The sequence below is a fragment of the Pseudomonas sp. xss_4 genome (assembly GCF_043104125.1).
GTDB classification, from domain to species: domain Bacteria; phylum Pseudomonadota; class Gammaproteobacteria; order Pseudomonadales; family Pseudomonadaceae; genus Aquipseudomonas; species Aquipseudomonas parafulva_B.
Genome location: NZ_JBICKJ010000078.1, coordinates 13,655 through 35,200 on the forward strand (window position 1 = coordinate 13,655; position 21,546 = coordinate 35,200).

A 21,546-nucleotide genomic window follows, 5' to 3' on the forward strand; every position below is an offset into this window, starting at 1 on the left:
ATTCTCGTATTTGGAACGTCTGATGTTGGTTGACGGGGCGAAGGGGCTGGGTTGAGTGAGCGTCAAGAGAAGCAGGTGTTCATAGTAATATTGCAGCACCTTTGAGATCAAAAGGCATGCATCTGTCAGCCTTGGCACCTTTCAAGCTCTGATGTTCCACTGACGGCATGAAGAATTTGAGGCATCAGAGACTTGTTCGTAGAAGACAGCATGAAGCTAGCTTCCTGCGTGCGTTGCAGAAACTTCCTACGACCGCGGTGATGGAAAATGAGATAGATATTGAATCTTCACTGTGGTGGAGGAATTTCATGGACAGGATTTGTGAGTGGCGAGACGTCTGGAAAGAAGAGTTAGAGAAGGTTGAAGATCCTTTTTTTGCTTGTTCGGTAGTTCAGAAAGCTTTGCTGGAAAATACCACCCTGAGTGGGCTGCGTGATTTCCAGAAGGCTTGTGATCTGCCGCCTGGGCGTCCTCTGCTGCAGGCTGATATCGAGCGAGCTTTGAAGCTGGTAGAGGACGGCAGGTGGTTTGTTATTCGGGAGAAACCAATTTCTCCGATTGATATAGCGCGTTACCCTCGCTTGAGATGGGCGGAATCAAAGCTGGACCTACTGCTATCTGAGAGCAAATACCCAGAGGTTAAAGGCCCTGGAAAGTGGAAAATATTCAGTATTGATACAAATTTACTGTGGTCGGGTGTGGCATTGGCCGCAAACTTTTTAACATCTCGAGGGGATGAGGGGCGTCTTTTTCCGAGCGAGGGGAAAGACTATGCCAATACCCGTAGGCTTGTAAGTCAGAGGTGGGTACCGTTGGGTGAAAATGAGCGGAGTTTCGTCAGGTTATCGGCTATACATCGATATGGCGATGTACGACGGATAACGCAGAACTATGTACAGGCTGACGATGCATGGGCGATCACGGGGCAGTCTTGGCACTGGCGTCCTGTGGTGCCTGACGAGGAGTATGAGTACAGAAGGGGCGCCTATTGATGGTCTCAAATATGAATAAGCCACGATCAATATACTTGTTTTGGGCAAGTATGGATGCTTTTTATATTGTTTTGTACATCTTGCGTAGTGCCGCCCGAGGCGCAATACCTTTTTGGTCAGATTTCAACAGTGGTCTTGAAGTGGTGCGGAGTTGGGGTGGTCCAGGGTTCGTGATTTGGGTCGGGCTGTTTTTACAGCTTTCAGTTATTGTTACGTGTGTGAGTTTTTTTAAGTATCAAAAATTCGCGGTGTTTTTGGCGGTAGTGCAGATGCCACTCAGATTGTTCTTCATTGTTCCGTCAATTTCGGTGGTTTTGCTCTTACCTATGGTAGTTGCTGGCATCAATAACTGGATGTGGGTTGGGTTGTTGATTGCCTCAGAGGCGATTAAGGGATGGAGTATCTGGCGGCTTTGGCGTACCTCTGGATCGCCCATCTTGGAAAGATAGTATGGCCGATGCCGCGGGCGGCGTTCGGTCTCCGGCGCTGCAAAGGGTGGAGACTGTCTGCCCATCCCCAGCCTCAAGTCATGCACTCCATAAAAAAGGGAGAGCCGAAGCTCTCCCTTTTTCTTCAACAACCCTCAGCCTCAGCCAATGGTCATCAAGCTGGCGTTACCCCCAGCCGCCGCAGTGTTCACACTCACCGCCCGCTCGATCACCAGGCGCTCCAGTGCAATCTGATGATCGCCGCTGGACAAGCCGTGTACCCCGACAATCGCCCCGGCACGCTTGGCCACCTGCTGGCAGACACTGCGCAGCTGGTCCGAATCGCCGTGATGGATCACGGCATCGAACGCCACTTCGTCCTTGCTCCAGTCCGGTACCAGCTTCACCTTGGCCTGCAGTTCGCGTGGCAGGCGGGCGCGCAGGGCCTTGCCGGGTTCGCCGTCGGCCCACACCGCTGAGCTTCCCACCGCCAGCACGGCGGCGAACTGCGCCAGCAGGTCGGTTTCGTTGTCCGCCAGGCACAGCACGTGTTCGCGTGGCAGGATGGTGTAAGTGTTGCGCTCGCCGGTCGGGCCAGGCAGCAGACGGGCGATACCGCTCTGCGACTGGCTGGCGAACTGGCTGCACAGCACGGCGAGGTCGGACAGCTGATTGCTCTCGGCCCAGGCCTTCAGGGCGTGGAGCGGCTTGACAAGCTGCTCGTGCAGCGCGCGGTCTGGCTTGGCTTCGCCGTCCTGGTGCTGGAAGTGGCTGCCGATGGCGTCCGCCGGGCGGGTCGACAGCAGGCGGTACAGGTACAGCGGGCCGCCGGCTTTGGGGCCAGTGCCCGACAGGCCTTCGCCACCGAACGGCTGTACGCCCACCACGGCACCGACAATGTTGCGGTTGACGTACATGTTGCCGGCATGGGCCGACTCGACCACCTTGGCGATGGTTTCGTCGATGCGTGTGTGCACACCCAGGGTCAGGCCATAGCCCGAATTGTTGATCTGCTCGATCAACTGGTCCAGGTTGCGGCGGTTGTAGCGCACCACGTGCAGTACTGGGCCGAAGATCTCGCGCTTGAGCTCGTCGAAGCTGTCCAGTTCGATCAAAGTTGGCATCACGAAGGTGCCACGCTTGATCTCGGCACTGTCGGCAATCGCCACCTGATAGACCGAGCGGCCTTTCTCGCGCATGCCCTGGATGTGCTTCTCGATGCCAGCCTTGGCTTCAGCGTCGATCACCGGGCCGATATCCACGGCCAGGCGATCCGGGCAACCGAGCCGGCTTTCGGCCATGGCGCCCTTGAGCATCTCGATCACGCGGTCGGCGGAGTCTTCCTGCAGGCACAGTACGCGCAGCGCGGAGCAACGCTGGCCGGCACTGTCGAAGGCTGAGGACACGACATCGATCACCACCTGCTCGGTCAGTGCCGAGGAGTCGACGATCATCGCGTTCTGGCCGCCGGTTTCGGCGATCAGTGGCACTGGGCGACCCTGGTTGTCCAGGCGGCCTGCCACGTTGCGTTGCAGCAGGCGAGCCACTTCGGTGGAACCGGTGAACATCACGCCCTTGACGCGCTCGTCACCCACCAGGCCAGCACCGACGGTTTCGCCGCGGCCCGGCAGCAGTTGCAGGACACCTTCCGGAATGCCGGCTTCCAGCAGCAGGCGCACGGCCTGGGCGGCGATCAGCGGGGTTTGCTCGGCAGGCTTGGCCAATACTGGGTTGCCGGCGGCCAAGGCTGCGGCTACCTGGCCGGTGAAGATCGCCAGCGGGAAGTTCCATGGGCTGATGCACACCACAGGGCCCAATGGGCGGTGGGCATCGTTGCTCAGGTCGTTGCGCGCCTGGACGGCGTAGTAGCGCAGGAAGTCGACGGCTTCGCGCACTTCGGCAATGGCGTTGGCAAAGGTTTTGCCGGCTTCGCGGATCAACAGACCCATCAGGGGCTGAATCTCGGCTTCCATCAGGTCGGCCGTGCGTTCCAGGATGGCGGCGCGCTCGGCTGGCGGGGTGGCCTGCCAGATGGGCGCTGCGTTGAGTGCGCACTGGATGGCATTGTCGACGTCTGCAACGGTCGCTTCCTGAACGTGGCCGACCACATCGCGGTGATCGGCAGGGTTCAGCACCGGCGTTGCCGCGCTGTCACTGGCGGTGCAGGCCAGCAGCGGACCGGCTTTCCAGTCGTTGTTGGCGGTGGCCAGCATGGCGCAGGACAGCGAAGCCAGGCGGTGTTCGTTGGCCATGTCGATGCCGGCGGAGTTGGCCCGCTCGGTGCCGTATAGGTCACGTGGCAGCGGAATGCGGGGGTGTGGCAAGCCGATGCGGCCTTCCTGGGTACCCATGCGCTCGATGCTGGTAACAGGGTCGGCGACCAGTTCCTGGATGGAAATGGACTGGTCGGCGATGCGGTTGACGAACGAGGTGTTCGCGCCGTTTTCCAGCAGGCGGCGAACCAGGTAGGCCAGCAGGGTTTCGTGGGTGCCGACCGGCGCATACACGCGGCAAGGGCGGTTCAGCTTGCCGTCGGCGATCTTGCCGACCACCTGTTCGTACAGCGGCTCACCCATGCCGTGCAGACACTGGAACTCGTACTGGCCGGGGTAGTAGTTCTGCCCGGCGATCTGGTAGATGGCCGACAGGGTGTGGGCGTTGTGCGTGGCGAACTGCGGGTAGATAGCCTCGGGCACAGCCAGCAGCTTGCGCGCGCAGGCCACGTACGACACGTCGGTGTAGACCTTGCGGGTGTAAACCGGGTAGCCCTCCAGGCCTTCGACCTGGGCGCGCTTGATCTCGCTGTCCCAGTAGGCACCTTTCACCAGGCGGATCATCAGGCGGTGGCGGCTGCGCTTGGCCAGGTCGATCACGTAGTCGATTACATACGGGCAGCGCTTCTGGTACGCCTGGATCACGAAGCCGATACCGTTCCAGCCGGCCAGCGCGGGCTCGAAGCACAGGCGCTCGAGCAGGTCCAGGGACAGCTCCAAGCGGTCGGCTTCCTCGGCATCGATGTTCAGGCCGATGTCGTATTGCTTGGCCAGCAGGGTCAGGGACAGCAGGCGCGGGTACAACTCTTCCATCACCCGCTCGTACTGGGCACGGCTGTAGCGTGGGTGCAGGGCCGAGAGCTTGATGGAGATGCCCGGGCCTTCATAGATGCCACGGCCGTTGGAAGCCTTGCCGATCGAGTGGATGGCTTGCTCATAGGATGCCAGGTACTTCTGGGCATCGTGCTCGGTGAGTGCTGCTTCGCCGAGCATGTCATAGGAATAGCGGAAGCCCTTGGACTCGAAGCGTGTGGCATTGGCCAGTGCTTCGGCGATGGTTTCGCCGGTGACGAACTGCTCGCCCATCAAGCGCATGGCCATGTCCACGCCCTTGCGGATCATCGGCTCGCCGCTCTTGCCGATGATCCGGGTCAGCGAGGAGGTCAGCCCGGACTCATTGTGGGTGCTTACCAGCCTGCCCGTCAGCAACAGGCCCCAGGTGGCGGCGTTGACGAACAGCGACGGGCTGTTGCCCAGGTGCGGCTGCCAGTTACCGGTGCTGATCTTGTCGCGGATCAGGGCGTCGCGGGTGCCTTTGTCGGGGATGCGCAGCAGCGCTTCGGCCAGGCACATCAGCGCCACACCTTCCTGCGAAGACAACGAGAATTCCTGCAGCAGGCCTTGAACGATGCCGGCCCGGCCACCGGTGCTCTTCTGGTTGCGCAGCTTCTCGGCGATGCCGGCAGCCATCTTGTTGGCCGCGTCGGCAAGCGGAGCGCTCAGGCGCGCCTGCTCCAGCAGCATCGGCACCATTTCCTGCTCGGGCCGACGGTAGGCGGCGGTAATGGCCGAGCGCAGGACCGACTGCGGCAGGATGCTTTCGGCGAATTCCATGAAACTCTGGTGACCTTGCTCGGGCTGTACATCGCCGGCTTCATCGCTCAGGCCCAGGGCCTGGCCACTGATTTCGGTCAGGGTCGCGCCACCCTCGAGCTTCTCCAGGTAGCTGAAGATCGCTTGCTTGATCAACCAATGCGGCGTGCGGTCCACGGACAGCGCAGCGGCCTTGAGTCGTTCACGGGTAGGGTCGTCGAGTTTGACCCCAAGGGTGGTCGTCGCCATTTCTTATCCTCATTATTGCCACGAGTGCGGCTTAAGCTGGCGACAAGATTATCTGTAGGAAAACGCGGGTGCAACCAGGTGCAACCCTAAAATGTCGCGAATAAGGTGCAACTCGTCAGGCTGTCGTTTTTAGTGAGGGTCAAAGCGTCAAGTCGACAAGATTTTGTTCTATAAAAGGGCAACGCCTGCCTCATTAGGGAGCAAAAACGGGGCTTTGTCTGAAAAAGCATACTTGGGTGCAACTTCACAGTGAAAAATGGTTGCACCGGATTTATGTTGTTGAATAGCATCTGCCGCCTGGGTGCAACCACCAACGATGTGGGTGCGCATGAGATAACAACAAACGCCAGGGCCAACACATGGGTAATCCGTTAACGATCACATTCGTGATCTACATCGCAGCAATGGTGCTGATCGGCTTCGCTGCCTACCGCGCCACCAAGAACCTTTCCGACTACATCCTTGGCGGTCGCAGCCTAGGCAGCGTGGTCACCGCATTGTCGGCCGGTGCTTCCGACATGAGTGGTTGGCTGCTGATGGGCCTGCCCGGCGCCATCTATTTCGCGGGGCTGTCGGAAGTCTGGATCGCCATCGGCCTTACCGTCGGCGCCTACCTGAACTGGCTGTTCGTCGCCGGCCGTCTGCGCGTGCAGACCGAGCACAACGGCGATGCGCTCACCCTGCCGGACTATTTCTCCAGTCGTTTCGAAGACAAGAGCGGCCTGCTGCGAATCATCTCTGCCATCGTCATTCTGGTGTTCTTCACTATCTATTGCGCCTCCGGCATCGTGGCCGGTGCTCGCCTGTTCGAAAGCACCTTCGGCATGTCGTACGAGACAGCGCTGTGGGCAGGTGCTGCCGCTACCATCATCTACACCTTCGTCGGTGGCTTCCTGGCCGTGAGCTGGACCGACACGGTCCAGGCATCGCTGATGATCTTCGCGCTGATCCTGACGCCGGTAATCGTGCTGATCTCCACCGGTGGCTTCGACCAGACCTTCGCCGCCATCGAAGCCGTCAACCCGGCGCACTTCGACCTGCTCAAGGGTGCGAGCTTCATCGGGATCATCTCGCTGATGGGCTGGGGCCTGGGCTACTTCGGTCAGCCCCATATTCTGGCGCGCTTCATGGCCGCCGACTCGGTGAAGTCCATCGCCAACGCACGCCGCATCTCCATGACCTGGATGATCCTGTGCCTGGCCGGTACCTGCGCCGTCGGTTTCTTCGGCATCGCCTATTTCTCGGCCCACCCTGAGGTGGCCGGGCCAGTGAATGAAAACCACGAGCGCGTGTTCATCGAGTTGGCGAAGATCCTGTTCAACCCGTGGGTCGCCGGCGTCCTGCTGTCGGCCATCCTGGCGGCGGTGATGAGTACCCTGAGTTGCCAGCTGCTGGTGTGCTCGAGTGCGCTGACCGAAGACTTTTACAAAGCCTTCCTGCGCAAGAACGCCTCCCAGCGAGAACTGGTGTGGGTCGGTCGTCTGATGGTACTGGCCGTGGCCTTGATCGCCATCGCCATGGCTGCCAATCCTGAAAACCGCGTGCTGGGCCTGGTGGCCTACGCCTGGGCCGGCTTCGGCGCTGCATTCGGCCCTGTCGTGCTGATCTCGGTGCTGTGGAAGGGCATGACGCGCAACGGCGCGCTGGCCGGTATCGTGGTGGGTGCGCTGACCGTGATCCTGTGGAAAAGCTTCGACACCATGGGCCTGTACGAAATCATCCCTGGCTTCCTGTTCGCCAGCATCGCCATCGTCCTGGTGAGCAAGCTGGGCCGCCCATCGCAGGCGATGGTCAGCCGCTTTGAAACGGCAGATGCGGCTTATCGCGCTGACAAGTGACAGCCACCAAGGCTCGCTGCTAGCTGAAAGCCGGACCCGCTCCAGCAGTGTCCGCACGGCCTTTGAGGGTTCGTGCAGCACTGCGGTGGCGGGTTCGTTGTTTTCTGGGGACCGTCAGGCCTGACGTCGTTTGCCAGGCAGGGTAAACTTGCGTCCTGCGCAGGAGTTTCCATGAACTATCGTCACGCCTTCCACGCCGGCAACCATGCCGACGTTCTCAAACATATCGTGCTGACCCGCCTCATCGCCCTGATGTCGCGCAAGGAGCAACCGTTCGCCTACCTCGACACCCATGCCGGGCTGGGGCTGTACGACCTCAAGGGTGATCAGGCGAGCCGAACCGGTGAGTACCTCGAGGGGGTCGCGCGGCTGTGGGACCGTGATGACCTGCCGGCCATGACCGCCGATTACCTGCGCGTCATCAAGCGCCTGAATGCCGATGGCGAGCTGCGCTACTACCCAGGCTCCCCTGAATTGGCGCGTCGCCTGATGCGCCAGCAGGACCGCGCCTTACTCAACGAGAAGCACCCCGAGGACGGGCCGCTGCTCAAGGAAAACATGAAGAAGGATCCACGCGTGTTCGTGCACCTGGGCGAGGGCTGGCACGTGCCGCGAGCCTTGTTGCCCGTGCAGGAAAAGCGCGCGGTCATGCTCATCGACCCGCCGTTCGAGCAGGCTGATGAGCTCAAGCGTTGCACGGCTGCGATGAAGGAAGCCATTGGTCGGATGCGCCAGACGGTGGTGGCCATCTGGTACCCGATCAAGGACCAGCGCTCGCTGACCCGTTTCTATCAGGACCTCACCAGCACTGGCGCGCCCAAGCTGTTGCGTGTCGAGCTGTATGTGCATCACCAGGACAGCCCGCAGGGCCTCAATGGATCCGGGCTGGCCATCGCCAACCCGCCTTGGGGGCTGGAAGATGAGCTCAAGGAACTGCTGCCTTGGCTCGCCCGGGAATTGGCGCAGACCGAGGGCAGCTACCGCATGGATTGGCTGATCGCCGAATGAGGCCTGGCGGTCGCTGACGGGCCCATTGCGGTCGCCCCGGCTAGGCCGCGCCAGTGACCGCGTGATGGGTGAGCTGCGGGATTGCCGTGTTTGTGGAGTTTGTGCCCTGGCCAAAGGCGTAGCCTTTGCAGAGGCATGCGCACGCTGCGCTTTGCGTTATAATCCCGCCTTTTAGCCGCCACCCGCCCACCAGGCCGCTGGCGCATCTTTATCGAATGAAGAGGCCTATCCCTTGGCATTGACGATTCTTGGCCTGTCCGGCGCCCTCAGCCATGACCCTTCCGCGGCCCTGTACATCGACGGCAAGCTGATTGCCGCCGCCGAAGAAGAGCGTTTCGTGCGCGACAAGCATGCAAAAAACCGCATGCCCTACGAATCGGCGAAGTTCTGCCTGGAACAAGCCGGTATCAAGCCCTCCGACGTCGATGTCATTGCCATCCCGTTCGCGCCCATCAGCCTGTTCGGCAAGGCGCGCTGGCACTACGCCAAACGCTACTGGTACGCACCGGACCGCGCCCTCGACGCGATTCTGATGGGCAACCGCCGCTACAAGCGCTACCGCAAGAAGATCGTCTGGTGCCTGGAACAGCTGGGCTTCGACCCGAAAAAGGTCAAGATCGAGCCCGTGGAACACCACCTGGCTCATGCCTCCAGCGCCTATCACTGCTCCGGCTTCAAGGAAAAGACCGCGATCCTGGGCATCGACGGCAAAGGCGAGTACGCCACCACTTTCTTCGGCTACGGCGAGAACGGCAAGATCCACAAGATCAAGGAGTTCTTCGATCCGGATTCGCTGGGGGGCCTGTACGGTGCCATCACCGAATTCCTCGGGTTCGAAATGCTCGACGGCGAATTCAAGGTCATGGGCATGGCGCCCTATGGCGATGCCAGCAAATATGACTTCTCACGCCTGGCCAGTTTCGAAAACGGCGAGTTGGTGATCAACACCGACTACGCCAACGTCATTGGCTTGCGCCGCTACAAAGAGAAAGGCAAGGGCTTCTACTTCTCGCCCAAGTTGATCGAATGGCTGGGGCCCAAGCGCGAAGGCGACATCGCTGACGAGCCGTACATCCATTACGCAGCCAGCATGCAGGCACTGTTCGAGAAGATCGCCCTGCAGATGATCGACCACTACCTGGGCGACACCCTGCGCGAAACCGGCAAGCTGGCCTTCGCCGGCGGTTGTGCGCTGAACGTGAAGCTCAACCAGAAGATCATCGCCCGTCCCGACGTGAAGGAACTGTTCGTGCAGCCAGCCTCCGGCGATGCCGGCACGGCAGTGGGGGCGGCCGCCTACGTGTCCCACGCCCGCGGCGTGCCGGTCGAGAAGATGGAGCACGTCTACCTCGGCCCGTCCTACTCCAACGAAGATGTGATCGCAGCCTGCGCCCGTCACCCCAACGCGCCGAAATGGCGCAAGCTCGACGACATGCCGCAGCGCATCGCCAAGATCATGGTCGATGGCAACCCGGTGGCCTGGTTCCAGGGCCGCATGGAGTTCGGCCCGCGTGCCCTGGGTGGCCGCTCGATCATCGGTTGCCCGAGCGTGCCGGGCGTGGCCAACCGCATCAACGAGCAGATCAAGTTCCGCGAACGCTGGAGACCCTTCTGCCCGTCGATGCTCGATACGGTCGCCCCGCAGATGATCAAGGTCGACCACCCGGCGCCCTTCATGACCTTCACCTTCGAAGTGGCCGAGGAGTGGAAGAGCCGCGTGCCGGAGGTGGTCCATGAAGACGGCACGTCCCGTGCCCAGGTGCTCAAGCGCGAGTACAACCCGCGCTACTACGACATGATGAAGGCGCTGGAGACGTTGACCGGTAACGGCGTCTCGCTGAACACCTCGCTCAACCGCCGGGGTGAGCCGATGATCTGCTCGCCGACCGATGCCCTGAACATGTTCTTCGGCTCCGATCTGCAGTACCTGATCATGGAAGATATCCTTGTCGTCAAGGACGGCGCTGCCGCCTATGAACAGCCGCTCTGAACCGCGCATCCTGCAGTTCTGCCATGGTTATGACGGGCCTTTCCTCGATTGTGCCCGTCAATACGCCAGCCTGTTCGAGGGCAGCGGCTACAAGGTCACGACCGTGTTCCTGACCGGTGCAGCCGACCCGCAGGTGGCGGCCGGCTGTGGGTCGGATGAAGTGCTGTTTCTGGAGTTCAGTTCCAAGGCGGTCCGTGGCCTGAAGCTCGGCGCGATCCGGGCGTTGCGCAAGATCGCGGCCCAGCGCGACTTCGCGTTCTGCATCGCTCACCGCTTCAAGCCGATCTACGTCGCCTTGCTCGGGACCCGGTTACCGGTGATAGGCGTGCACCACGCCTTTGGCGACTATGAGCGCAAAGGCCGGCGCCTGTTCGCCAACCTGTTCAGCAAGCGCTTGAGCCTGTTGGGTGTATCCGACGCGGTGCGCGACGACATGCGCCGCTGCCTGGCGCAGTGGCCCGCCGACCGCATCCAGACGCTGTACAACCGCATCGACATCGCCACCCTTCAAGCCGCCCTGGTGCCGCGTGCCGAGGCACGCGAAGCCTTGGGGCTGGATGCGCAGGCCTGGGTGGTGGGCAATGTCGGTCGGTTGCACCCAGACAAGGACCAGGCCACCTTGCTGCGCGGCTTTGCCCAGGCGTTGCCGGCATTGCCGGTTGGTGCGCGCCTGGCCATCCTGGGCAAGGGCCGCCTGGAATCCAAGCTAAAGGCCCTGGCCCGCGAGCTGGGCATTGCCGATCAGGTCGACTTCCTGGGGCAGGTGCCCGATGCGCGTCGCTATTTCCAGGCCTTCGACGTGTTCGCCTTGAGTTCCGATCATGAGCCCTTCGGCATGGTCCTGCTCGAAGCTATGGTCGCTGGCGTCCCGGTGTTGGCCACGGCCTGTGGCGGTGCGCGGGAAGTGGTCGAGGGTGTCGGCATGCTGTTCCCCCTGGGCGATGCCAGCCAGCTGGCGCAAGGCTTCGAACGCATGGCTGCGCTGGACGACTCGCAGCGCCAGGTGTGCGCCGAGCATATGCTCGAACGCCTGCGCGAGCGTTTCTCGGACCAGGCGGTGCGCGAGACCTTCTGGCAACTGCCCCAGGTTCGCACGTTGGTGGGGGCCTGATGTTCAATCCTGTAAAAGCCCTGCGCGAGCGTGGCTGGCAAGTCATCGATGCGCAGACCTATGCCCAGGCCTGGGCGCGTTTCGGCGGTAGTGTCGCCACCCATCCCCTGGTGGTCTCCCAATTGGCGGACCTGGCGCAGATCCCCGTGCGTTACCTGGCCTGGCACCAGGCCGGCGAGCTCAAGGCGGCCATCCCCACCTGGGGGCGTCACCTGGCGCTGTCCAAGGACGTGCTCAAGCGCAGCGGCAAGAAGGCATTGTTCGACCTGGGCAATGCCGAAATCATCCTGCCTGCGGCAGCCAACGCCGCCGCGCCGCTGCGCCATGGCGCACGCTACCTGTCCGAACTGAACCAGGGCCGCTTTGTCGGCCTCAAGGCGCAGAAAGAACAGCTGGCGATGGCCCGTGCGCCAGAAGACCTGTCGAAGAAATTCCGTTACAACCAGCGCCGTGAACTGCGGTTGCTGGAAGAAGCCGGTGGCGTGGTGCGGCCGATCAGCGACTTCGATGCCGCTACTGTCGCCGCCATGTATTGCGACCTTTTCCAGCGTCGCTGGGGGTTCGCAGCCACTGGCGCCGAGCGCATGGGCGACGTGATCGAGCGCCTGCGGGACCTGCTGATCGGCTCAGTCTTGCTGCTCGATGACAAGCCTATCGCCATCCAGCTGGTGTACCGCGTCGAGGCGCCTGAATGGATCAGCGTCGAATACGTCAATGGCGGCGTCGATCCTGAGACCAAGGCGTTCAGCCCCGGCAGCGTGCTGAGCTTCCTTAATACCCAGGCCGCCTGGGAGGACGCCCGCGCGCGCAACAAGCCATTGCGGTTCTCGTTCGGCCGGGCCGACCGCGAGTACAAGGACCGCTGGTGCCACCCTGTGCCGGTGTACCAGGCGTGAGCCGCAAGCAGCAGTTGCTAAAGCGCCATCGGCGCAACAAGCGCTTCGGGCTGCTGATGGCCCTGGTGGCGTTGATTGCGCTGGGTGCGTTCATCTGGTGGCTGCCGTTGTTGTTCCTGCCGCTGCTGTGGGTAGCCCACGAGGCGTGGCTGGCCGACCACCTGTTTTACACCCCGGCCGGCGACTACACCTATGCCTTCGATGGGGCCGATGAAGTGATGGGCGTAAGCCTGCAGGGCGGCCGTTTGCAATTACCCGCAGCGCCCGTCGCTGAAGGTGCAACCTGGGTGCTGCAGGTTGAACTGCGTTGCGCCCTGCTGGGCAGGTTTTTCGACCCTGGGGTGTACATCGAAGGCGCAGGCGGCAAAGACCTGCAGGTGTTCGAGCGCGGTGTTCGCGGCAAGCGCTACCTCAACCTGACTGGGCTCGACACGGCGCTGCGTCAAGGCCAGATCACCTTGCGCGGGCGCTTCTGCCGGCTGGTGGGCCAGCCGCGCCTGTGGATGTTCCAGCAGCCAGACCTGCGTCGCAAGCGGGTGATGGTCATCGCGCCCCATGCCGATGATGCCGAACTCGCCGCCTACGGCCTGTACAGCCAGGCAGACGAAGCCTGGATCGTGACCCTGACCGCTGGCGAAATCGAGGCCGAGCACTACCAGGCCATGGGCCTGTCATCTGCCGAGGCTGCGCGCCTCAAAGGGCGCTTGCGGGCCTGGGACAGTATCGCGGTGCCTCGCTGGGCGGGCGTTGCGCAAGAGCGCTGCGTGCAGTTGGGCTACTTCTGCCTGCAATTGCCCGCCATGCGGCAGGCACCCACCACCCCCTTCGGCTCGCGCGAGGCAGACATGACCGATACGCGCCCCTTCCGTACCCTCAACGCGCTGTCTTTGCCGGGCGACGACGGCGTTCCGACCTGGCAGAACCTGCTGGCCGACGTGCGCGCGTTGGTACTACAGGCGCGCCCGGAAGTGATCGTGATGCCGCACCCGGTGCTCGATCCGCATCCTGACCACGTGGCTGCCCAGCAAGCGCTGCACGAAGCGTTGCAGGGCCTGCAGTGGCAACCCGAAATCCTGCTGGGCTATGCCAATCACCTGCACGACAATGACCGCTGGCCCATGGGCGACAGCGGTGCAGGCGTGGCCTTGCCGCCGGTCACCAGTGAGTTGTCGGTCGGGCGCCCTTGCACCCTGGTGCTGGACCGCTCACTGCAACATGACAAGGCCATGGCACTGGGCATGATGCACGACCTGCAGCCCCGCCCGCCCTTCAAGCGCCGAGTACGCCGAGTGATCCAGCGCTGGTTGGCAGGCCGGCGCAGTTCGCCTTATGGCGAGAACGAATTTTTCCGCAAGGCCGTGCGTCGCCACGAGCTGTTCTGGGTTCTGACGGACCGCCACCAGGGTGTACATCGGGAAAACGTATGAAGCGTTTCAAAGTCCTGCAACTGCAACCGGACTACAACATCAAGCAGCACGATTTTGCCGACCTGGCCGAACAGATCTTCAAGGCGCTGCCAGCGGATCGGTTCGAAACGACCATGGCCTTTCTCAAGGGCCGGCCTGCGCCTGGCCAACCGGTCAGTCGCGCCGACCATTCGGTGTACTTCGACTTCAGCGACGGTGCGCTCAAGGGCATGCGCCTCAAGGCACTGTGGCAGCTCTACCGGTTTTGCCGGCGCGAACGCTTCGACGTGGTGATCTGCAACCGCTTCAAGCCTGTGAACATGCTGTTGCAACTCAACCGTTGGTTGAAGATCCCGTTGTGCATCGGCATTTCCCATGGCTTTGGCGAGTACGACCGCACCTATCGCCGTCGTCAGACCCAGCGCCTGATCGACGGGCATTGGCAGTTCGTGGGTGTGTCGCCGGCAGTCAAGCAATACCTGCTGGACTGCAAGTGCGGTTTCACCGATGCCAACACCCATGCCATCACCAATGCCATCGACACGGATCAGGCCCAGGCGTTGCAGCTGAACAAGGCCGAGGCCCGCACACAGCTTGGCCTGGCCCAGAACGTTCGCATGGTCGGGGCGCTGGGCCGCCTGGTGCCGGTCAAGGGCCATACCTACCTGATCCAGGCGTTTGCCGCCTTGAAGGACAAGTACCCCACCGCGCAACTGGCGATCATCGGGGCGGGTCGTGAGCAGGCGCGCCTGCAGGCCGAGATCGATCGCCTGGGCCTGACGGGCAGGGCGCACTTGCTGGGCTTTCGTGACAACGCCCTGCGCTATGTCCGTGCGTTCGACATCTGGGCCATGCCATCGCTGGCCGAAGGTCTGGGCCTTGCCCTGCTCGAAGGTATGAGCGGGCGTTTGCCGGTCATCGCCAGCGACGTGCCGGCCATGTTGCCGCTGATCACCGGCGCGGGCGGCGAGGTGGTCAAGCCTGCGGACGTTGCCAGCCTGACCACAGCACTGGACCGCTACCTGGCGCTGGATGACGCGGCGTTGCACGCCAAGGGCGAGCAGGCCTATCACTACCTCAATCAACACCACGACATCGACGTGTTCCGTCAGCAATACCTGGCGCTGATCGAGTCGGGCTTGGCTGCGAAGGAGCCGAAATGAGTGCGGACCCAACCCTGGTCACGGTGATCATCGCATCGTACAACCATGGCCCATACATCGAGCAGAGCATTCTCAGCGTGCTGAACCAGACCTACCCGCACATCGAGCTGCTGGTGGTGGACGACGGCTCTACCGATGACAGCGTCGAGCGTATCGAGCGCCTGCAGGCGCAGCACGGTTTCGATTTTCGCGTGCAGCGCAACAAAGGCCTGACCCACACGCTCAACGAGGCCATTGCGCGGGCCAAGGGCTCGCTGATTGCGCCGTTTGGTTCCGACGACATCATGATGCCGGACCGCATCGCGATCCAGGTCCAGTACATGGCCGACAAGCCCGAAGTGGGTATCTGCGCTGGCAACATCGAGCTCATCGATTCCCAGGGTGAGCTGTTCCCCGAAGCGCGGCAGCGCCGCGAAGTCCCATTCAGGCGCCTGGACTTCGAGGACATGTTCCTTGAGCGCAAACCCTACCCACCTGCGCCCACGCTGCTGATTCGCCGCGAGGCACTGGAGAAGGTGGGCGGCTTCGACCCGGATATCCGCCTGGAAGACCTGTTGATCGAACTGAAGGTGACCCATGCCGGGTACTTCATCGATGGCCTGAGCGTGGTCATGGCGCGCTACCGCAAACATGCCAGCAACTCGTACAAGAACCACCGTTTCATGATCGACAACATCCTGCGCACCTATGCCAAGTTCAAGGATCATCCGGCCTATGAGCAGGTCAAGTTCAAGGCGCTGAACTCGATGTTCCTCAAGGTGGCCAACCGTGATCGCAAGCTGGCCCGCGAACTGCTGGCGCAGATTCCACTGCGCGCCTATACGCGCAAGACCTGGCGCGGGCTGGGGCGATTGTTCTTCTCGCCATTGGAAAAGGGCTGAAGGGCATGGGCTGGCTCTCGCGCTACCGGGAAAAACGGGCCAAGCGGGCGATTCGCAAGCTGCCGGCCATCGAGCGCGGGCAAGCGCGATTTGCCGCGCGTTACCCCCAGTACGCTTTCGGCGTGGGTAGCTATGGCGTGCCCGAGGTGCACGACTGGCAGGAGGGGACGACGCTGCGCATCGGCGCCTATTGCTCGATTGCCGAAGGCGTGCAGATTTTCCTGGGCGGGCATCATCGGGCCGACTGGGTAACCACTTACCCATTCCCGGCCATGCTGCCCGAGGCATCGGCCATCGAGGGCTATGCCTTCAGCCGCGGTGACGTGACCATCGGCAACGACGTATGGCTGTGCTCCAACTGCACGATCCTGTCGGGGGTTAGCATTGGCAGCGGGGCCATCGTGGCCGCTGGGGCCGTGGTGACCCGGGATGTGCCTGCTTACGCGGTGGTCGGCGGCAACCCGGCCAGCATCGTGCGCTGGCGATTTCCGGAAGCGGTGCGAGAACAACTGCTGGCCAGCGCCTGGTGGGATTGGCCACCTGCCGAGATTGCCCATGTGGTGGGCAAGCTGTGCAGCGATGACATCCAGGCGTTTCTCGCCTATGCCGAGCGGCGCGCCTCAGGCCTGGTGGGTCGAGCCTGACTTCAGGTTCTCGGGCTTGGCCTGCGGGCGCTGGGCCAGGCGCTTGCCCAGGGCGATCCCCGGCTTTTCCAGTAAGAGGAACGTGGCGCTGCTCACGACCACCAGCACGGTGCAGGCGATGGCGATCACGGCCATGAACGCCCCGCGGTCGTCGTAGGTGAACCCGTAAGAGGGGTAGAGGCGATAGGCGAGCCACCACAGCACCAGCCCATGGAGCAGGTACAGGCTATAGCTGATTTCGCCTAGCCAGCGGGCACTGCGCAGGGCCAGGGCGCCCAGTAGGTCGTTGCCTGAGACGATGATGCAGAACACGAGGCTTAGCAGCAGCAGCGGGAACACCGCGAAGGTCTTGTGCAGCACCGTCATTACCAGCACCAGCAAGCCGATGGCCATCCAGGTGCCGTACCTGCCCTTGGCCCATTGCACCAGTGCCGGGCTGCGTACCCAGTAAACCGCCGCAATGCCGCCTGCAAAGCTCATCAGGTATTTCTTTTTCAGCGCATGTTCCCAGCCCACAAGCTTTGCCAGCAGGTACAGGGCGACCACGCAGGCAATGGCCCTCAAGAGCGTACCGCGGTAGACGAACATCAGGCCCAGCAACGGCAGGGCCAGGTAGAAGTAGATTTCGTAGTTAAGGGTCCAGGTCACGTTCGAGATCAGGTTGCCGGTGCCGGCCAACTGGTTGATGTCGGGGCGGTGGAACAGCAGCCAGCCTGAAAGCTGTTGTGCCAGGGCGGTTGGCGTGTCGAGCAGCTTCCAGCCTTGCAGGTAGAACACCGTCACAAGCACCGCAGCCAGCAGGCCGAAATACAGCGGGTACAGGCGCATGACCCGGGAAATGGCAAAGGCTCGCCAGTCGAAGGCGCGGCCCTGGCGCACCAGCCTGCTCCAGAACAGAAACCCGGTGATCATGAAGAACAGCGCGACGCTCGCTTGCCCGATCTGGGCGAAGAAGCGTTCGGGGGGCATGTTGATCTGGCCGGTGTGCTGGTAGTGCCAGGCAATGGCGGCATGGTGGATGAAGACCCCGAGTGCCAGGTAGCCCCTCAAGCCATCGAGAGTGGCCCAGCGCCCCGCCACCGGCTCAAGATGGCGCGCCACCCAAGGGCTGCGCAGCAGCAGCCCTGCCAGCAACAAGGCAAGGCCGAACACCAGGAAACTCAGCAGCGGCGCCAGATAGCCCATGTCAGCGTTCCGCTCCCGGGGCCAGTTCCAGCTTTTGGCGCAGGGCGTGGCTCATGGTCTGGCTGGCTGCTGCGCTGTAGCCTTCCAGCAGGGCCTGGACGTTTTCCTCGAACAGCCACTGCTTGTCTTCGGTGTAGCGCTGCATGTGGCGCAAATTGCGCTGGCGCAGCTCCGCCGAAAGCGGCGAAGGCAGCAAGCGCATGTCGGCAAGGTCGATCAGGCCGAATTCACCGTTGTCCATCAGCAGTACGTTGCCCAGATGCAAGGACCGGAAGTAGACGCCTTGCTGGTGCAGACGCCCCATGAACCGCCCCATACGCTGCACCAGGGCCCGGCGTTCTGCCAGCGATGGGCAGGCCTGCAGCGCCTGGCGCACGGTCTGGCCTGCCAGGGGGATGTAGCGCACGCCTTGGGTGCCATCGGCGTAGTTCAGCAGTTCCACGACGGGGGGCGTGGGAATGCCTTCGAGTGCCAGTTGCTGGCTGTTCCTGGCAAAGCGGCGCGCGTAAGGGTAGAAGGCGCCGGCGGTGTACCAGGCGCGCGGGCGGAACAACTTCAGGAAGCTGCCATCTTGCAGCAGCAGGACCTTGGGGCCCAGCCCGTCCTCTTCGATGACGCGAGCACCCTCATGCAGCTGCCTGGCCTGCGCCTCGCTCAAGCGGGCGCGGTTGGCCGCCACCAGCCTGCCACCCCGGCGGGCGATGTTCAGCCCGGCGACCAGCGCCAGCGGAATCCACAGCAGGAACCAATGCTCCTTGGGCCGCGACAGGATACCGCCGCCCTCGGTCAGACCCGCACCGATGCCAAACACCAGCAGCGCCGAGGCCATCTGCAAGGCAGGGTGGGTGCGGTACTTCCAGCCGCTGTAAAGCGCGTAGACGATCATGCCCAGCCACGGCAGCAAGCCCAGGATGCCCACGTAATACAGCACGCCCATGACGAAACTGTGGGGCTCGCTCAGCAGGTAGCCCACGCCGACATCGATGGACAGGGGCGCGTCGTAGCCATGGCCGATCAGCGGGTGCTGGAGGAACAGGTCCCACGTAATGCGCCAGATATCGAAACGGTACGAGTCGCCGCGCGCCATGATCAACTGCGGGTCCACCACCAGCACCGCGACGATGAACAGCGGGGCGGCCAGGAACAGGGGGATCGAGCGACGGTCCAGGCAGAGCAGGGCGATCCAGTTCACCGCCAGGGTCATGGCCACCAGGGGCGTGCGGGAACCGGTGGCCACCACCGCGGCGAACATGACCGCAAAGGCCGCCATGCACAGCGACACGGTCAACGCCCGCTTGCCGTTGACCGCCATCCACAGCCAGTAGGTCCCGAAGAAACCGTACAGGTGCGAGCTGAGCAGCGGGTTGTCCAGAGCGCCGGCCCCGATTAGCCGGCTGCCCGGGGTGTAGGTGAGCATGAACGTGGTCAGGTCCCGCAGCGTGGCCAGCAGCGCCAGCAGCGCAGCGCCCAGGAACAGCCCCTTGAGCGCCTCGGGTCGGTAACGCAGCATCAGCCCGGTGCCCAGGAACAGCATCAGGGTGTGCAGGGGCCGCTTGATCAGGTTGTCCGCCTGCGCCGGCGAGGGTGACCAGCTCAGGCTGAGGATGGCGTAGCCGGCGAAGGCCACGAACAGCCACAGCAGCGGTTCACGAAACAGGGTTTTCAGTTCACGAGGCCGGACGCACAGCGCCAGCAGGGTCGGAATGCTGAAAAGACCGTAGTACAGCTTGTGGTGCAGGCTGCGTTCGGGCAGGAAGAACAGGGCACCGAGCAGCGCCAGCATGCCGGCCGGCAGCAGCCACAGGCACACGAAATCGAAAAAGCGGTTGCCGGCGTTGCGTAGGCTGCTTGGGAACATGGAGAAAGAGGGCCCAGGTCGAAAGAACGGGCAATGTTAACCCAGCTTTGCGCGCATTGCTGCTGGTAAGCGGCGGGGCCGAGTGGTCCGACGCCGCTGCCAACGTGTGGTAAAGTCAGCACCCCATTTTCAGCATGTTCCGTGATATGACAGACGCCAACGGCTCCCAGAGCCCATCGAGCATGAAGATCTATTTCCGTCTACTTGGTTATGTCCGACCCTACATCGGCGTGTTCCTGCTGAGTATCCTGGGCTTTCTGATCTTTGCATCGACCCAGCCAATGCTGGGCTACATCCTCAAGTATTTCGTCGACGGCCTGTCCAACCCGGATGCCTCGCTGTTTCCCAACGTCCCGCACCTGCGTGACCTGAACCTGCTGCACACGGTGCCGGCGCTGATCATCATCATCGCTGCCTGGCAGGGCCTGGGGTCGTTTCTGGGCAACTACTTCCTGGCCAAGGTCTCGCTGGGCCTGGTCCATGACCTGCGGGTGCAACTGTTCAATAACCTGCTGAGCCTGCCCAACCGCTACTTCGACCAGAACAACTCCGGGCACCTGATCTCGCGCATCACCTTCAACGTGACCATGGTCACCGGGGCGGCTACCGATGCCATCAAGGTGGTCATTCGCGAAGGCATGACGGTGGTGTTCCTGTTCGGCTCGCTGCTGCTGATGAACTGGCGCCTGACGCTGGTGATGCTGGCCATCCTGCCGCTGATCGCCTTCATGGTGGGCCGTGCCAGCAAGAAATTCCGCAAGCAGAGCAAGAAGATCCAGGTTGCCATGGGCGACGTCACCCACGTGGCGTCCGAGACCATTCAGGGCTACCGCGTGGTGCGCAGCTTCGGCGGTGAAGCCTACGAGCGCCAGCGCTTCCTCAAGGCCAGCCAGAGCAACACCGACAAGCAGCTGCGCATGACCCGCACCAGCGCCATCTATACGCCCCTGCTGCAACTGGTGATCTATGTTGCCATGGCCGTTCTGATGTTCCTGGTGCTGTACCTTCGTGGGGACGCCTCGGCAGGTGACATGGTGGCCTATATCACCCTGGCCGGCCTGCTGCCCAAGCCGATTCGCCAGCTGTCTGAAGTCAGTTCGACCATCCAGAAGGGTGTGGCCGGTGCCGAGAGTATCTTCGAGCAGCTCGACGAGCAGCGGGAAGTGGACAGGGGCACCGTCGAGCGCGATGCAGTCAGCGGGCGCCTGGAAGTTCGCAACCTCAGCTTCACCTACCCCGGTACCGATCGCCAGGTGCTGAGCGACATCAACTTCACCGTCGAGCCTGGGCAGATGGTCGCGCTGGTGGGCCGCTCCGGGAGCGGCAAGTCCACCCTGGCCGGCCTGATTCCACGTTTCTACCACCACAGCAGCGGCGAGATACTGCTCGATGGCGTGGAAATCGAAGACTTCAAGTTGCTCAACCTGCGTCGACACATCGCCCAGGTCAACCAGCATGTGACCTTGTTCAGCGACACCATCGCCAACAACATTGCCTACGGTGACCTGGCCGGCGCGCCGCGTGCCGACATCGAAGCGGCGGCCGAGGCGGCGTTTGCCAAGGATTTCGTCGATCAGTTGCCCAAGGGCTTCGATACCCAGATCGGCGAAAACGGCGTGTTGCTCTCCGGTGGCCAGCGCCAACGCCTGGCCATCGCCCGTGCGCTGTTGAAGAACTCGCCGTTGCTGATCCTGGACGAAGCGACTTCGGCTCTGGATACCGAATCCGAGCGGCACATCCAGGCTGCGCTGGACCGCGTGATGCAGGGGCGCACCACGTTGGTGATCGCGCATCGCCTGTCGACCATCGAGAAGGCCGACCAGATCCTGGTCATGGATCAGGGCCGCCTGGTGGAGCGGGGCACCCATGCCGAACTGCTGGCTGCCAACGGCTACTATGCCCGCCTGCACGCCATGGGCCTGGATGAGCCGGCCAAGGCCGATATCACCTGACCCTGCCCGCAAAGGGGGCCCAGCGCCCCTTCTGTTTCGGGGTATTCCTCAGCGCGAACTGGCCCTAAAGCCGCCAGCC

At 62.5% G+C, this 21,546-nt stretch carries 15 protein-coding genes; 12 read left to right on the top strand and 3 right to left on the bottom strand.

Annotated features, from left to right (window positions below):
• Window positions 1-260: 260 nt before the first annotated feature.
• Both ACF8GB_RS16910 and ACF8GB_RS16915 read left to right on the top strand, forming a co-directional pair.
• Entirely contained in the window at window positions 261-992 is a 732-nt protein-coding gene (locus tag ACF8GB_RS16910) for a hypothetical protein (protein ID WP_145253693.1), read from the top strand.
• A gap of 11 nt (window positions 993-1,003) precedes the next feature.
• Window positions 1,004-1,441, top strand: coding sequence for a hypothetical protein (locus ACF8GB_RS16915; protein ID WP_392527344.1), 438 nt, complete (start codon window positions 1,004-1,006; stop codon window positions 1,439-1,441).
• A gap of 140 nt (window positions 1,442-1,581) precedes the next feature.
• Here the strand turns inward: ACF8GB_RS16915 and putA are convergent, their stop codons facing one another.
• Entirely contained in the window at window positions 1,582-5,535 is a 3,954-nt protein-coding gene (putA, locus tag ACF8GB_RS16920; protein ID WP_197844729.1) for a trifunctional transcriptional regulator/proline dehydrogenase/L-glutamate gamma-semialdehyde dehydrogenase, read from the bottom strand.
• 359 nt (window positions 5,536-5,894) lie between these two features.
• Here putA and putP point away from each other — a divergent pair, with 359 nt between their 5' ends.
• The 9 genes from putP to ACF8GB_RS16965 all read left to right on the top strand — a co-directional run bounded on the left by putP (window position 5,895) and on the right by ACF8GB_RS16965 (window position 16,472).
• Window positions 5,895-7,373, top strand: a complete 1,479-nt coding sequence (gene putP, locus ACF8GB_RS16925) for a sodium/proline symporter PutP (protein WP_058638903.1) — start codon at window positions 5,895-5,897, stop codon at window positions 7,371-7,373.
• Window positions 7,374-7,544: 171 nt separating this feature from the next.
• Window positions 7,545-8,381 carry a 23S rRNA (adenine(2030)-N(6))-methyltransferase RlmJ gene (locus tag ACF8GB_RS16930; RefSeq protein WP_326384006.1) on the top strand — a complete coding sequence of 279 codons (837 nt, stop codon included), beginning with the start codon at window positions 7,545-7,547 and terminating at the stop codon, window positions 8,379-8,381.
• A 232-nt stretch (window positions 8,382-8,613) separates the two neighbouring features.
• A complete protein-coding gene (locus tag ACF8GB_RS16935; protein WP_058604017.1) occupies window positions 8,614-10,371 on the top strand; it encodes a carbamoyltransferase in 1,758 nt (585 codons plus the stop codon).
• Window positions 10,355-11,482, top strand: coding sequence for a glycosyltransferase (locus ACF8GB_RS16940; RefSeq protein WP_392516048.1), 1,128 nt, complete (start codon window positions 10,355-10,357; stop codon window positions 11,480-11,482). The genes ACF8GB_RS16935 and ACF8GB_RS16940 overlap by 17 nt, the downstream gene beginning before the upstream one ends.
• Window positions 11,482-12,378, top strand: coding sequence for an antimicrobial resistance protein Mig-14 (locus tag ACF8GB_RS16945; protein ID WP_196142496.1), 897 nt, complete (start codon window positions 11,482-11,484; stop codon window positions 12,376-12,378). The genes ACF8GB_RS16940 and ACF8GB_RS16945 overlap by 1 nt, the downstream gene beginning before the upstream one ends.
• On the top strand, window positions 12,375-13,805 hold the full coding sequence (locus ACF8GB_RS16950; protein WP_392527345.1) for a PIG-L deacetylase family protein: 1,431 nt from the start codon (window positions 12,375-12,377) through the stop codon (window positions 13,803-13,805). The genes ACF8GB_RS16945 and ACF8GB_RS16950 overlap by 4 nt, the downstream gene beginning before the upstream one ends.
• On the top strand, window positions 13,802-14,947 hold the full coding sequence (locus tag ACF8GB_RS16955) for a glycosyltransferase (protein WP_058604014.1): 1,146 nt from the start codon (window positions 13,802-13,804) through the stop codon (window positions 14,945-14,947). Before ACF8GB_RS16950 ends, ACF8GB_RS16955 begins: the two co-directional genes overlap by 4 nt.
• On the top strand, window positions 14,944-15,828 hold the full coding sequence (locus tag ACF8GB_RS16960) for a glycosyltransferase (RefSeq protein ID WP_058604013.1): 885 nt from the start codon (window positions 14,944-14,946) through the stop codon (window positions 15,826-15,828). Before ACF8GB_RS16955 ends, ACF8GB_RS16960 begins: the two co-directional genes overlap by 4 nt.
• A gap of 5 nt (window positions 15,829-15,833) precedes the next feature.
• The gene (locus tag ACF8GB_RS16965) at window positions 15,834-16,472 is read left to right on the top strand and encodes a CatB-related O-acetyltransferase (protein WP_058638908.1); all 639 of its coding nucleotides are present in this window, start codon (window positions 15,834-15,836) and stop codon (window positions 16,470-16,472) included.
• Here ACF8GB_RS16965 and ACF8GB_RS16970 read toward each other — a convergent pair.
• Window positions 16,449-17,657, bottom strand: coding sequence for an acyltransferase family protein (locus ACF8GB_RS16970; protein WP_392516046.1), 1,209 nt, complete (start codon window positions 17,655-17,657; stop codon window positions 16,449-16,451). The genes ACF8GB_RS16965 and ACF8GB_RS16970 overlap by 24 nt on opposite strands.
• Before the next feature lies 1 nt (window position 17,658).
• Window positions 17,659-19,515: an O-antigen ligase family protein gene (locus tag ACF8GB_RS16975; protein ID WP_392527346.1), complete on the bottom strand. Its 1,857-nt coding sequence runs from the start codon at window positions 19,513-19,515 to the stop codon at window positions 17,659-17,661.
• 146 nt (window positions 19,516-19,661) lie between these two features.
• Here ACF8GB_RS16975 and msbA point away from each other — a divergent pair, with 146 nt between their 5' ends.
• Window positions 19,662-21,467 carry a lipid A export permease/ATP-binding protein MsbA gene (gene msbA, locus ACF8GB_RS16980; RefSeq protein ID WP_392516045.1) on the top strand — a complete coding sequence of 602 codons (1,806 nt, stop codon included), beginning with the start codon at window positions 19,662-19,664 and terminating at the stop codon, window positions 21,465-21,467.
• Window positions 21,468-21,546 lie beyond the last annotated feature (79 nt).

Coding starts and splice junctions, on each gene's coding strand:
- ACF8GB_RS16910 (WP_145253693.1), top strand. CDS start 261: ATGGAAAATGAGATAGATATTGAATCTTCACTGTGGTGGAGGAATTTC.
- ACF8GB_RS16915 (WP_392527344.1), top strand. CDS start 1,004: ATGAATAAGCCACGATCAATATACTTGTTTTGGGCAAGTATGGATGCT.
- putA (WP_197844729.1), bottom strand. CDS start 5,535: ATGGCGACGACCACCCTTGGGGTCAAACTCGACGACCCTACCCGTGAA.
- putP (WP_058638903.1), top strand. CDS start 5,895: ATGGGTAATCCGTTAACGATCACATTCGTGATCTACATCGCAGCAATG.
- ACF8GB_RS16930 (WP_326384006.1), top strand. CDS start 7,545: ATGAACTATCGTCACGCCTTCCACGCCGGCAACCATGCCGACGTTCTC.
- ACF8GB_RS16940 (WP_392516048.1), top strand. CDS start 10,355: ATGAACAGCCGCTCTGAACCGCGCATCCTGCAGTTCTGCCATGGTTAT.
- ACF8GB_RS16945 (WP_196142496.1), top strand. CDS start 11,482: ATGTTCAATCCTGTAAAAGCCCTGCGCGAGCGTGGCTGGCAAGTCATC.
- ACF8GB_RS16955 (WP_058604014.1), top strand. CDS start 13,802: ATGAAGCGTTTCAAAGTCCTGCAACTGCAACCGGACTACAACATCAAG.
- ACF8GB_RS16960 (WP_058604013.1), top strand. CDS start 14,944: ATGAGTGCGGACCCAACCCTGGTCACGGTGATCATCGCATCGTACAAC.
- ACF8GB_RS16965 (WP_058638908.1), top strand. CDS start 15,834: ATGGGCTGGCTCTCGCGCTACCGGGAAAAACGGGCCAAGCGGGCGATT.
- ACF8GB_RS16970 (WP_392516046.1), bottom strand. CDS start 17,657: ATGGGCTATCTGGCGCCGCTGCTGAGTTTCCTGGTGTTCGGCCTTGCC.
- ACF8GB_RS16975 (WP_392527346.1), bottom strand. CDS start 19,515: ATGTTCCCAAGCAGCCTACGCAACGCCGGCAACCGCTTTTTCGATTTC.
- msbA (WP_392516045.1), top strand. CDS start 19,662: ATGACAGACGCCAACGGCTCCCAGAGCCCATCGAGCATGAAGATCTAT.